The 13092-nt window shown below is 64.4% G+C and carries 9 protein-coding genes and 4 pseudogenes; 5 read left to right on the top strand and 8 right to left on the bottom strand.

Features of this window, described 5'->3' with window-relative positions; genetic code table 11:
* Positions 1–61: 61 nt before the first annotated feature.
* Positions 62–511, top strand: a pseudogene (locus T428_RS26800) (siderophore-interacting protein); the annotation flags it as partial.
* A gap of 1069 nt (positions 512–1580) precedes the next feature.
* Here T428_RS26800 and T428_RS35365 read toward each other — a convergent pair.
* The 4 genes and pseudogenes from T428_RS35365 to T428_RS0109275 all read right to left on the bottom strand — a co-directional run bounded on the left by T428_RS35365 (position 1581) and on the right by T428_RS0109275 (position 5231).
* Entirely contained in the window at positions 1581–1829 is a 249-nt protein-coding gene (locus T428_RS35365; RefSeq protein WP_211243913.1) for an enoyl-CoA hydratase/isomerase family protein, read from the bottom strand.
* A 158-nt stretch (positions 1830–1987) separates the two neighbouring features.
* Complete coding sequence (locus tag T428_RS35360; RefSeq protein WP_211243911.1) at positions 1988–2365, bottom strand: enoyl-CoA hydratase/isomerase family protein; 378 nt, start codon at positions 2363–2365, stop codon at positions 1988–1990.
* Between the two features lie 32 nt (positions 2366–2397).
* Positions 2398–3903 (bottom strand): annotated as a pseudogene (locus tag T428_RS26790) (AMP-binding protein).
* Between the two features lie 173 nt (positions 3904–4076).
* Positions 4077–5231: an acyl-CoA dehydrogenase family protein gene (locus T428_RS0109275; protein ID WP_025736264.1), complete on the bottom strand. Its 1155-nt coding sequence runs from the start codon at positions 5229–5231 to the stop codon at positions 4077–4079.
* A gap of 255 nt (positions 5232–5486) precedes the next feature.
* On the opposite strand from T428_RS0109275, the gene T428_RS31035 reads away from it, so the two are divergent.
* Positions 5487–6152: a TetR/AcrR family transcriptional regulator gene (locus T428_RS31035; protein ID WP_025736263.1), complete on the top strand. Its 666-nt coding sequence runs from the start codon at positions 5487–5489 to the stop codon at positions 6150–6152.
* Between the two features lie 305 nt (positions 6153–6457).
* Here T428_RS31035 and T428_RS0109260 read toward each other — a convergent pair whose 3' ends face one another.
* From T428_RS0109260 to T428_RS0109250, 3 genes are all read right to left on the bottom strand, one after another.
* The gene (locus T428_RS0109260; protein WP_084298700.1) at positions 6458–7438 is read right to left on the bottom strand and encodes an enoyl-CoA hydratase/isomerase family protein; all 981 of its coding nucleotides are present in this window, start codon (positions 7436–7438) and stop codon (positions 6458–6460) included.
* Between the two features lie 246 nt (positions 7439–7684).
* Positions 7685–8488, bottom strand: coding sequence for an alpha/beta fold hydrolase (locus T428_RS0109255; RefSeq protein WP_245604855.1), 804 nt, complete (start codon positions 8486–8488; stop codon positions 7685–7687).
* Between the two features lie 142 nt (positions 8489–8630).
* Complete coding sequence (locus tag T428_RS0109250; protein WP_169733635.1) at positions 8631–9311, bottom strand: flavin-binding monooxygenase-like family protein; 681 nt, start codon at positions 9309–9311, stop codon at positions 8631–8633.
* 55 nt (positions 9312–9366) lie between these two features.
* Here T428_RS0109250 and T428_RS26780 point away from each other — a divergent pair.
* Positions 9367–10525 (top strand): annotated as a pseudogene (locus tag T428_RS26780) (alpha-hydroxy-acid oxidizing protein).
* A gap of 33 nt (positions 10526–10558) precedes the next feature.
* Entirely contained in the window at positions 10559–11455 is an 897-nt protein-coding gene (locus T428_RS0109235; protein ID WP_025736256.1) for a tyrosine recombinase XerC, read from the top strand.
* A 13-nt stretch (positions 11456–11468) separates the two neighbouring features.
* Here T428_RS0109235 and T428_RS0109230 read toward each other — a convergent pair.
* Positions 11469–11918, bottom strand: a pseudogene (locus T428_RS0109230) (M23 family metallopeptidase); the annotation flags it as partial.
* A 327-nt stretch (positions 11919–12245) separates the two neighbouring features.
* Between T428_RS0109230 and rpsB the strand changes: the two are divergent.
* Complete coding sequence (gene rpsB / locus T428_RS0109225) at positions 12246–13091, top strand: 30S ribosomal protein S2 (protein WP_025736254.1); 846 nt, start codon at positions 12246–12248, stop codon at positions 13089–13091.
* The last annotated feature ends 1 nt before the right edge of the window (position 13092 follow it).

The following is a 13092-nucleotide window of genomic DNA, read 5'->3' as shown; positions in this document are numbered from 1 at the left end:
GACCTGCGGCAACGGCCCGACTCGTATAGTCGGCTGGGGTCGGTTCGGAACAGGAGGACACGTGGCAGGTCGACCACTTCAACGTTTCGAAGTCGTCGGTACCCAACAAATCACACCGCACATGGTGCGTGTGACGTTGGGCAGCAGTCAGTTCGACACGTTCGTGCCGAGCAACTTTACCGACTCCTACGTCAAGTTGGTATTCGTCGCCGACGACATCGACGTGGCCGGGTTGCCCCAGCCGTTGACCCAGGACAGCTTCTCGATACTGCCGCCCGAGAAAAGGCCGTCGGTGCGGACCATCACCGTTCGCAAGGTCGACGCGGCGGCCCGCCAGATCTCGCTGGACATCGTGGTGCACGGCGAGCACGGCGTGGCCGGTGTCTGGGCGGCGTCGGCCCAGCCCGGTCAGGTGATCTATCTGATGGGCCCCGGCGGTGCCTACACCCCCGACCCCGCCGCCGATTGGCATCTGCTGGCCGGTGACGAGTCGGCGCTGCCGGCCATCGCCACAGAATTTGCGCTATCCCATTGCGCAAGAAGTCATCCCAATCTTCCTGGTGGCGCACAATAGGTCGTGCCAGGACCGCCGCCGGAAAGGTTAGCGCTGACCGGCCCGTTGACGACACGACTGGGGCCCCGAATATGGCGTCGTAGTCATAGAGCATTCGACGGTCCTGCGCATTGTACTTGTCAGCGCGGGAGAGCGTGATCCGGGCGATTCCCGGAAGCGGAACGTCATATCGAATTCGGCCGAACCGGCCCACATCTGTGTCGCTCATCAGAGTCCCTTCCATCGGCCCACGAGCTACCCTGGTCCAGACTACATGCATGCGCGCATGGATCATTCGCCTGGACGGCCAATGTGTGGCATGGGCGGATGAAAGAGAGTTGAAGCGCCCCGGAAGAAACAATCAGATATGTATGTATAGCCATGTTCGCAATATGGAAGGCCCTAAGTCGAGCGCCCAACTGCTGCACCGTTTCACACAGCCGACGTCGTGTGGGTTTCTTATATTCGCGACGAGGTGGCCGAGCCGCTCGGCCTCGACACTTGGATCGGTCTAAACCCTCAGCACGTGTCACGGATTGTGCATTCGCTACCGCTCCTGCCCGTCCGTTACAAAACTGAATCGGATCAGGCGTTACAAAACTGAATCGGATCAGGCCCGCCAAGCTCCAGACCCGAGCAGGCGGTCATCGTGCGGCATAGCGTGTCGTTGGATCGAACTGATGGTCGCGGCGCCGACTTCGCAATGCGTTGGTGAAGGGCTTGACCTGTCGAACTACTCGGAGTGGTTGGAGGACAAGCTGGGCCAGTCCCGGCCCACTGCACTATGCGTTTATGAAAACCCTGACTGGCACGAACTGTTCGACATGCCGCAACCACACGCGGCCGAGATTCCGGCCAGGTGCGATTGGCAACGCCAGCGGTTTAGCGAAAGCCTATGATCCGCTTTCACTTGACGGCGCGCTCGACGGCGTGCGTTTCGTGCGACCCGAGGCGACGAGCGCTATTCGTAGCCCCAAAACTGATGTGGATCGCGTTCGAGATGTCTGGACGTTGAGGATCGTGTCACCTATCGGTCCTGCTCGGATCCGAAGCGAGGGGAGCGGCGCTCGATGAAGGCCCGTAGGCCCTCTTGGAAGTCGCCACCTTGAATGCATTCGAGCTGCGTGGCCTGTTCAAGGTCGAGAACGCTTTTTAGATCGAGAATCCCGATAGCTCGGTTGAGTGTCTCCTTGGTCTTACGCAGAGCCAACGGCGCGACGCGCAGCATGTCGTCGACAAGTCGCGAACCCGCCTCTTCGAGCGCATTATCGGGCACGACCTATGAAACCAAACCTAGCTGCAGGACACGCTGTGCATCGATGAAGCGACCGGTCAACATCAGTTCCGCTGCGGCCGACAAGCCGACGTGGCGGGGCAGGAAGTAGGACACTCCTAGTTCGCAGCCTGACACTCCCAGGTTTACGAAGGCGTCGTTCATTCGCGTGCTGTCTCCAGCGAGCCGCACGTCGGCGGCAAGCGCGAACGCGAAGCCGCCGCCGCACCGTGCACCAGCGCGATGACGGGTTGCGGGCACTGCCGTATGGCCAAGATGATCTCGGGCAGAGGCATGCCCTCCGCCAGCGCGTCACCCTGCTCGACAGCTGTGATGTCCAGGCCGGCGCAGAACCCGCGGCCGCTGCCTCTCAGAACGACCACCCGCGCGGTGTGGTCGGCTGCGAGAGATCGGAAAGTCTCCAACAGTTCGGCCGCCATGGTCGTGGTGATGGAGTTGAGTCGATCTGGCCTGTTCAAGGTGATCCATACGGCGGGTCCCCGCCGTTCGACGACGATGTGGGTCGGAGTAACCGACACTGCTGCTGCGTTCTGGTGTTTTAATTGTTTTTTCACGGGTTTTCCTGCGCCAACGAATTTAAAGCGGGTGAACGTAGGATGACCTCGGCACGCACTGCGGACCGCCGTGCCTTGCCGGCCTCGTCACGTAACGGTTGGGTGCGGAACTCTACGTAACGGGGGACCTTGTATGCTGCAATGTGTTTGGCGCGGTACTCCTTGACGGCTGACTTGTCTAGCCCGGAGTCCGGCGCGGCCTCGACGAGAAGGTATGGCACTTGCCCAAGATCGTTGTCCGGCACGCCCACCGCCAAACACGACAAAACGTGGGGATGTCCGCCGAGTACGAGCTCGATTTCGGCCGGGTAGACCTTGCGGCCACCTACATTGAACATGTCCACTCGCCGATCGCTCAGATAGAGAAATCCGTCCTCGTCGAAATATCCCATGTCGCCGATGGTGTCCCAGCCATCCCGAGTGCGGGCTTCGCTGCCGATGTACCGGTAGGTGGGCCCGACACCGCTGTTGGGCCGCATATAGATCTCGCCGATTACTCCCGGCGGGCATTCTTCACCGTTGTCGTCCAAAATCTTCATCTCGCCCACTACCACCGGCCCCACCGAGCCCCGATGGGTCAGCCACTGCTCGCCGGTGATGAGGGTGGTCGCCTGAAGTTCGGTGCCGCCGTAGACTTCCCACACCGCCTCAGCGCCCAAAATCTCGATCCACGCCTGCTTGACGGCGGGTGGGCACGGTGCACCCATATGCCATACGCGCTTGAGCGAGCTGACATCGTAGACGCTTTGGTTGCCCCGGTAGAGCGACAATAGCCGCTGCAACACGGTTGGAACCGTCGCTAGCTACCTGACGCGATGTTGGGCGATCAGATCTAGGCACCGCTCGGCGTCGAATCGCGACATCAGCACCACGTGCTGACCTAAGAGCACCCCGACCACCGTTGTCGTAATCGGCAAGTTGTGAGTCAATGGCCCGGTCACCAGCTGTGTGTCATCGGGCGCAAAACCGAACATGATTCCCATGGGTGTCGGGTCCAATTGGCCGTTGGCGGTTACCTCGATCAGCTTCGGTCGCCCTGTGCTGCCCCCAGACGGCATCGCCTTCCATACCGGCGAAATCGCTTCCGGCAGTGGGGTGTCCGACAAGTCATTCGAAGGGGCGAAACCGGGCGGAACACTGACGGTGTTGCCCGAGGGATCGGCGCGCCCGACGAGCAGCGCTCGCGGCACCAGTTCCAGTAGTTCGCCGAACTCGGTGTCGGGCAGCCGAGGCGACAGGGGCTGCACAATCGCCCCGAGCTTCCACACGGCGAACGCGGCCTGCACCCATTCGATGGAGTTGGGCAGGGCAATCGTCACGTAGTCGCCCAACCGCACCCCCAGCTCGCGATAAGCGCGAGCAAGTCGGTTAGCCGATGACTCGAGCTCCCCTCGCGAAAGTGTCACGCCGTCACACGTCAGTACGGGTCGATCCGGTTCGTTTTCAGCCAAGCAGGTCAACTGGGTTCCGATGAACGGAACTTCCGCAGCGTTTGGGTCGATCAAGGTGGCGCTCCTAGTCGAGGTTGGGATAACGATAGTGGTGGGATAGTCGAGTGGGCCAGGCGGTCTAGGTCTACGCACCGGCGGTGACGTGATCGCGCAGATTGAAGTTGCTCCGGTGGTTGCGCCCTAATGCGATGCGCGCGGAGGCAGGGGAGCGGCCGCCGGTCGGCTCAAAGCGATCGTGCGATGATGTCCTTCACGATTTCGTTTGTTCCGCCGACGACTTTCTGCACCCGAGCGTCGGCATAGCCGCGGGCGACGGCGTACTCCCGCATGTATCCGTAGCCGCCGAACAGTTGAACGCACTGGTCGATCACCTGGCAAAGCTGTTCGGTAAGCCACCATTTGGCCATCGCAGCGGTCACGTCATCGAGCTCGTTGCACAGGTGTCGCTGGATGCATGAATCGATGAAAACGCGCCCCACGTGTGTGGTCGTTTGGCACTCGGCGAGGACGAACTTTGTATTCTGAAAGTCGAAAATCCGCTGCCCAAGGGCATTTCGCGATCTGGTATAGGTGATGGTCTCGGCCACAGCAGTTTCCATCGAAGCTACCGCGCTGACACCGATGAGTAACCGCTCCTGCGCCAGCTGAGTCATCAGCTGGCCAAAGCCTTTACCTTCCCGGCCTCCGAGCAAGTTGTTCACGGGTACCCGTACGTCCTCGAACGACAACTCGGAGGTGTCCTGGCCATGCAGTCCCACCTTGTCCAGGATTCGGCCGCGGCTAAACCCAGGGCAGTCGGCCGTCTCGACGACGATCAGCGAGACGCCTTTCGCTCCGGCGGAGGGGTCGGTCTTGGCGACCACCACGATCAGGCTCGCCTGTGATCCGTTGGAGATGAACGTCTTGGCGCCGTTGATCACATAGTGGTCACCATCGCGGATCGCCGTGGTCTTTATGTTCTTCAAGTCCGAGCCGGCGCCCGGCTCGGTCATCGCCACTGCGGCGATGGTGCGGCCGGTGGCCATGCTGGGAAGCCAACGGCGCCTTTGCTCTTCGGTACCGTAATCGAGGATGTAGTGAGCCACAATACCACTGTGGACGGCGTTGCCGAATGCGCTGTCCATAGCGTGGGCCTGCGCCTCGATGACGGCGAGATCGTGGGCGAATGTGCCCCCGCCGCCGCCGTACTGCTCAGGGATGGAGCAGCACAGCAGACCGAGTTCGCCGGCTTTGGTCCATACGCGTGGATCAACGTAACGTTGGCGCTCCCAACGCTCGCGATGCGGAATCAGTTCTTTCGCAAAGAATTTGCCCGACAGCTCACCGAGCGCGGTGATCTCGGCGTCACGCCAAGGCGACGTGTATATGCTCGGGGCCATTAGGTGTCGCGTCCAATCATTCCCATTGTCGGCACGTCCCATCGTCGATCGTGCACCGATGTGCTCCTGCCAAGGAAGCATACAGTCCTGCATGGATGATAAAAAGATGGAGGGCGGACTGACGGGGATTCGCTTGTCGACGCACAACAGCGGCAGCGTGCGTGTCGCGACGCGCCGGTGAAACCCGCTCCTCACTAGTGTGGGCACCTTCAGCCATGCAGGGCCTGCGGCAACAGCTTGGACTACGATGCGACTATGGTGGTGATGACCAACGCCGAGCGCAGCTCGGCGACGCGAGGCGCCCTGTTGGACGCTACGATCGAAGCCCTCGTGAAATACGGTTATCACGGGGCCACTTCGACTCGTATCGCCGAGATCTCCGGCCTCACTCGCGGCGCGCAGATGCACCATTTCAAGACGAAAGCCGGATTGGTCGCCGCAGCGCTGCTTCACATTCACGCCAAACGTATTGAGATTTTCCAGGAGATGGCTCAGGCCAATGGGAACAATTTCTCCCTGGAGGCCCTTATCGAGCAGGTGTGGGCGTCGTTCAACGATGACGTTTGGCTGGCCGCCGCGGAGCTGTGGACCGCGGCGCGCACCGACGAAGAACTTCGCGCGGCGCTGGTACCGGCGGAGCGCACAATCAGCAAGCGGATCCGCGACCAGCTCGCGCCCACCCTGGCCAATGGCTATGCCGGATCGAGATTGCAGGCTCTGCCACCCCGACGAATGACCGCGATAGTCGGGCTCATCTACTCCGCCATGCGCGGAATGGCGTTGCACGAGGCCTTCGATCCTGATGAAAAGCGTGCGAAGGCTCAGCGCACCGAACTCGTCCGTGCGCTCACGGCACTCATCGGGGCTGAGGGCCAGAAGGTGCAATCGTCACGGCAGGGGAGTGCTCGCCGCAGCCGTTAGGCGCCAGCCCGCCCCGTTTGGTTCCGATGCGAACCGGTGTGAAGGGTCTACTGGCTGCTTCGCTGTGAGAGCCTAGGCGACCTCACACGAGGGCACGATCCTCGACGTGGCATCGGGGTCGAGACGGGAGGCAGACTACATCTTGGTCCCGATGCCCGTGAAGACGGCAACCAGGGAGTCGCCGAGGAACGGTCGTTGGGAGCGGGGACGGAGCGCCATCCAGACGATCCTTGATTGCTCGCCCAAGGTCTCGAATGTCGAGTTTCTGCCCAGATGCGGCGAAAATTACGCGAGGTGGCCGTCTGTCATCCGCCGCAGAACCTCGCGGTGACCTTCTGGCTGAAGGCGGCCAGCCCGGTGCGGAAGTCGGCTGTCGCCGTCAGCTCGTCCTGCGTGTCGGCCTCGAGGCTGAGCTGTTCTGGAAGTCGGGGATACAGCCAGGCATTGGCCTGCCGTTTCATCACCGTGTATGCGCGGGTGGGTCCGATCGCGAGTTTGGTCATCGTGTTCGTCACCTCGTCTTCAAATGCGTCCTCGGTCGCTAGTTGATTGATGAGGCTCCAGTCTAGAGCGTCAAACGCCGACAGGCGCCGGCCCGAGAAGGCCAGTTCACCGGCCCGAGTGGCGCCAATGCGGGCAGGCAGAAAGGCCGATACTCCACCGACGGGCGCGAGTCCGAGGTTGACGAACGGGAGCAGGAAGTATGCGGACTCTGCAGCAATGATGTAGTCACATGCCAGTGCGTATCCGACCGCAATGCCGACGCAGGCACCGTTGACGGCCGCCACTACCGGCTTCGGCATCTGCCGCAGCTCTACTGTGATCGGGTTGAAACGCTCGATGAGCGCTCGGCGTAGATCCGGTCGGTCGCCGGTCACTTCGGCTCCGAGAGCCGTCATTTCTCGCAGGTCTGCGCCCGCACAGAACGCACGACCCGCGCCCGTGATGCACACGGCCCGTACCGTTTCGTCGTCAGCGAGGTCACGAAGAGCGGCCAGGAGTGCTTCGGTGAGCCCGACGTCGAGAGCGTTGAGTGATTCGGGTCTGTTCATCAGTACAGTTGCGGTTCCGCCTTTCTGGTGGATCACCACTATGGAACTATTTCGGTCCGCCGTCACGACGCTCTTTCGATTCGCTTTCCATTCCCCGGGTGGTGCAACGCTTTTGGCGTACCCAAGATACGAGCGAATGCTACACACTATTGATGCATTCGTGCATGCATTGTTGATTACCCCCTTGGAAGGCGCTGGCGGGCGAACGAAAGCAAGGTGTCGGACGGGTGACATGAACACAGTTGACGGCCGGTTTCGGAGAATCCGACAAGCTCACCGCGGCCGGCTTGGCATTCCGCCAGCGCATCCAGATGTTGGGACAGTCAACGGAGGCCTTTGGGATGTCACCGGCTGGACGCTCCCAACACGTAAACTGGGCGGGGCTGGTCGATGGGCATGGATACCGTCGAGACCTCATGTGATTATCAGGTCATATCGGCACGACAACTTGAAAGGCCTTCGCCGGGTACGCTCACCGCGTCAGGCGGGCGTGAAGCAGGGCTGGTCGCCGTCGGCCATCCGGCCCGTCCTGGCCAGGCGGGCGGCTAACTCGGCCACACGCCCGGGTGCTTCGAGTTGAGGGCAGTGACCTACTCCGGGGAGTGACTCGAAGATGCTACCGGGAATGTGTTTGTGTAACAGCCGTGCCGCTGACTCGGGGATCAGCCGGTCTCGGCTGCCGTGTAGCACTATCGTCGGGCACGGGACCCCGCTCGGGGGCCGCACGGCATTGACCTCGGCCATAATGCGTAGCGCGAGGGTGCAGTGCGCCCGGAAAGCGTCGCGGGTGCGGGCCGGCTCGGCGAACTCCGCCACCATCTTCGGGTCGGCGAGTGCTCGGTCACCATAGAGGGCTGCCCGGCCGGCCCGTGTCAGTACTGCATGGCGGACGAAGGACGGCATAGGAATTCGTAACCCCCATTGCGCCACGGTTAGATTTCCCGCCCCAGCCATCCGCATCATCCGGGTCCACCCGGTCCCCGCGGCATCGATGGCCAGCAATCCCCGAATGGGAAGCCGACGTCGTGACTCGGCGGCCCGCACACTGAGCAACCCGCCAAGCGAATTACCGACTAGCACAATGGGTTCCTCCGCCGCATACGTCACCACAACATCGGAGACGAACTCGTCGAGTTGCGGGAGCACGCGCCCCCGCTTGACTGGTGAGCCATACCCGAAGCCAGGCAAATCCACTGCGACAGCCCCGTGTCCCAGCCGTTCGATACGCTCGAGCACGAGTCGCCAGCACTCGGCGGATTGACCGAACCCGTGGAGTAGCACCATCGCCGGACGGTGACCGCCGACGTGAAGCTCGCGGGTGTCGATACCGGCAAAACCGGCAAGACACTGTTCGATCATGGCCTATGTCAACTTCTTTCGGGGAACGTCTCCCGGCTGTCGCGGTAAGCGCGAACCAGCCTGCCAATCAACTGCCCGATGCGGACCGGGTTGCCCTTCTCGCGGTCGGCTCGGAAACATGGGTCGCTTCGCCCACCGTCCCCGCAGCGATGGGTAGCCGGCCGGTGGCGCGAGCGCGGCCGGCCCGGATTTCCTTGCGCAGACTGCGGGCGTATTGAAAGTGGTCGACCTCAATGGTGTTTCGTGCCGATTTGACGAATCGCTTGGAGCGCCAGCGGACGTCGTCGGCCATGGCCTTACGCATCTGCACTTCGCTCGGCAGGGCGTAGCGACCGGTGAGATACTCGGCGATCCAGCGTGATTGCATCTCGGCGAGCGGTTGGATGCTGCCCAGGGGCTGGCACAACCCGACGAAGAAGATGCGGAGATGGTCGGGCGTGAAAACTTGCTTGAACAAGCTTATTTGATTGTCCGGTGCCGAGATGTAGTCCTGGTCGAAGAAGGGGAAGTCGATGTTGTATCCGGTACAGTAGACGAGCAGGTCGACCGGCTCGAAGCTGCCCTCGGCGAACCGAACCCTGTCGCCCAGCAACTGGGCGACATTGGGCTTTTGTTGGATACGCCCTCGGCGAAGGGCTGTGAAGATCTGATCGGACCCGCTGGGGTGCGTTTCGCCGAGTATGCACTGCGGCTTGGGCAGCCCATACCTTTCCGGGCTCCCCTCGGCCACTTTCATCACCAGGTCCATCACTCGGCGGCCGGCGCGGAAGGCGAATAGGTTGAACACCCAGGGTGGCGGGGCCATGCCGAGGAAGTACTTCGAGGTGATCGGGAATTTCCAGGGCCAGGCCGGGGTGGTGCCCGCGCTGCCGATGGTGTTCTCGGAGTTGGAGGCCCGCGCCGAGCAGGCGATGCCGCCGTCGGTGTGGTCTTACGTCGCCGGTGGCGCCGGCGACGAACGCACGCAACGGGCCAACCGGGAGGCGTTCGATCGCTGGGGCCTGATCCCGCGCATGTTCGTCGGTGCCGCCGAGCGCGATCTCTCGGTGCAGATGTTCGGCCTGACCTTGCCGTCGCCGGTGTTCATGGCGCCGATCGGGGTCATCGGCATCTGCGCCCAAGACGGCCGCGGCGACCTGACCGCCGCACGCGCGGCCGCGGCGACCGGTGTCCCGATGGTGGTTTCCACCCTGACCGCCGACCCGATGGAAGACGTCGCCGCCGAGTTCGGCGCGACGCCCGGCTTCTTCCAGCTGTACACGCCGAAGGATCGCGACCTGGCCGCCAGCCTGGTGCAGCGCGCCGAGGCCGCCGGCTTCAAGGGCATCATCGTCACGCTCGACACCTGGATCCCCGGGTGGCGCCCGCGCGACCTGAGCACGGCCAACTTCCCCCAGCTGCGGGGGCACTGCCTGAGCAACAACACCAGCGATCCGGTCTTTCGCGCCAGCTTGCAGCGCCCGCCCGAGGAGGACCCGCAAGCCACCGTGCTGCAGTGGGTCACGACCTTCGGTAACCCGCTGACCTGCGACGACCTCGCCTGGCTGCGGTCGCTGACCGACCTGCCACTGATCATCAAGGGCATTTGCCATCCCGACGACGCAAGGCGCCCGGGACGGCGGTGTCGACGGCATCTACTGCTCCACCCACGGCGGCCGGCAGGCCAACGGCAGCCTGCCCGCGCTGGACTGTCTGCCGGGGGTGGTCGAGGCGGCCGGCGGGCTGCCGGTGCTGTTCGACTCGGGGATCCGCAGCGGCGCCGACATCGTCAAGGCGCCGGCGATGGGCGCCACCGCGGTCGGCGTCGGACGTCCGTACGCCTACGGTCTGGCGCTCGGCGGCGTCGACGGAATCGTGCACGTGCTGCGCAGTCTGCTGGCCGAAGCGGACCTAATCACGGCCGTCGACGGCTACCCGACGCGCAAAGATCTCACCCCGGACACGCTTCGGCGCGTCGGCTAACGCGCAGCGGGCCGGGCCTGCGACCGTGGGGGAGTGCAGGCGATTCTCGACGAGTTCGACGAGTACCTGGATCTGCAATGCGGCCGGTCGGCGCATACCCGGCGCGCGTATCTGGGCGACTTGCGCTCGTTGTTCGCCTTCCTCGACGAGCGCGCAGCGGCGCTGGACGGCCTGAACCTGCCGCTGCTGCGCAGCTGGCTGTCGAGCGCGGCGGTGGCCGGGGCCGCGCGCACGACGCTGGCCCGCCGCACCTCGGCGGTCAAGGCATTCACGGCGTGGGCGGTGCGTCGCGGCCTGCTCACGGTCGACCCCGCCGCGCGGCTGCAGGTGCCCAAGGCGCATCGCACGCTTCCGGCGGTGCTGCGCCAGGATCAGGCCCGCGATGCCATGGCCGCCGCGAAATCCGGTGCCGAGCAAGGAGATCCGCTGGCCCTGCGGGACCGGCTGATCGTCGAGATGCTGTACGCCACCGGAATTCGGGTGAGCGAGCTGTGCGGCCTGGACATCGACGACGTCGACACCGGCCACCGGGTGGTGCGGGTGCTGGGCAAGGGCAACAAGCAGCGCACTGCGCCGTTCGGGCTGCCCGCGGCCGACGCGCTGCGGGCCTGGCTGGCCGACGGGCGACCCGCTCTGGCCACCGCGGCGTCCGGGCCGGCGCTGCTGCTGGGCGCGCGGGGCCGCCGGCTCGACGTGCGCCAAGCCCGCACGGTCGTGCACCAGACGATCGCCGCGGTGGACGGCGCCCCCGACATGGGGCCGCACGGGCTGCGGCACAGCGCGGCCACGCATCTGCTCGAAGGCGGGGCCGACCTACGGGTCGTCCAGGAGCTGCTCGGCCATTCCAGCTTGGCGACCACCCAGCTCTACACCCATGTCGCGGTGTCGCGGTTGCGGGCGGTGCACGATCAGGCCCACCCGCGCGCCTGACACGTCAGCCGTCTAGCGGCTTGAGTCGCACCGGGGTGGATTTCAGCAGGCCCAGCGGATCGACGTAGTCCGCGCGCGACGCCGGGCCCCACATCGCGCCCCAGTGCAGGCACGCCGAGACCCGGCACCCGTCTTGGCCGGCCGACAGCTCGCCGATCACCGTCTGTGCGCTCACCTGCTGACCCACCCGCACGACGGCTTGCACCGGCTCGTAGTTGGTGTGCAACCCGCCGGGATGGGCCAGCGACACCACCGGCCGTCCGGCCAGCAACCCGGCGAACACCACGGTCGCGGGGCCGGCGGCGTACACTGGCTGCCCGGGCCGCCCGGCCAGATCCATGCCCCGGTGCCCAGGCTTCCAGTCGGGCGACGGGGCGTCGAAACTGCGCACGACGGCGGGGGCGGGCCGCAGCGGCCAGTCCAGCCGGACGTCGTCGGCGGCCGCCGGGTACGCGCCGATCAGGCCCGAGCTCGCGATCAGCGCCGCCCACCGCACCCCATGAGTTCAGCGCGGCGTCGACGACACGGCCACTCCCGTTTGCCGAAACTGTGCATGCGGGCCGCACTGTGGACATGTGCTGGAAAACCACCAGCTGAGTCGGTGTAAACTGCTCGTCGCAGCTCGTTCGCGGGCTGACTTCGCGCGTCTGCTTCGCGTCTCCCGTTCCACTAGGAGTTCGCAGCGCATGCCGGGTGGTCCCGTAACAGGGTCCGGCATCGCAGCAGGCGCCAGGGCCTGGCGTCAGCCGATGCCGGGCGACAACCGACATCATAAAGGAATGGCATCACCATGGCCGTCGTGACCATGAAACAGCTGCTCGACAGCGGCACCCACTTCGGGCACCAGACCCGTCGCTGGAATCCCAAGATGAAGCGGTTCATCTTCACCGACCGCAACGGCATCTACATCATCGACCTGCAGCAGACGCTGACCTTCATCGACAAGGCGTACGAGTTCGTCAAGGAGACCGTCGCCCACGGAGGCACCGTGCTGTTCGTCGGCACCAAGAAGCAGGCGCAGGAGTCCGTCGCGGCCGAGGCCACCCGCGTCGGCATGCCGTACGTCAACCAGCGCTGGCTGGGCGGCATGCTCACCAACTTCTCCACGGTGCACAAGCGGCTGCAGCGCCTCAAGGAACTCGAGGCGATGGAGCAGACCGGTGGCTTCGAGGGCCGCACCAAGAAAGAGATCCTGGGCCTGACCCGCGAGAAGAACAAGCTGGAGCGCAGCCTCGGCGGTATCCGCGACATGGCCAAGGTGCCGTCGGCGATCTGGGTCGTCGACACCAACAAGGAGCACATCGCCGTCGGCGAGGCCCGCAAGCTCGGTATCCCGGTCATCGCGATCCTGGACACCAACTGCGATCCCGACGAGATCGACTACCCGATCCCGGGCAACGACGACGCGATCCGCTCGGCGGCGCTGCTGACCAAGGTGATCGCCTCCGCGGTCGCCGAGGGCCTGCAGGCGCGTGCCGGACTCGGCCGCGGCGACGGCAAGCCCGAGGCAGAGTCCGCCGAGCCGCTCGCCGAATGGGAGCAGGAGCTGCTGGCTTCTGCGACGACGACCGCTACCACCACAGCCACCACCGACGCCGCTGGAGCTGCGCCCGAAACCACCCCCACGGAAGGCTGAT

This window comes from Mycobacterium genavense ATCC 51234 (genome assembly GCF_000526915.1).
GTDB classification, from domain to species: Bacteria; Actinomycetota; Actinomycetes; order Mycobacteriales; family Mycobacteriaceae; genus Mycobacterium; species Mycobacterium genavense.
This window is presented reverse-complemented; position numbering and strand designations above follow the sequence as displayed.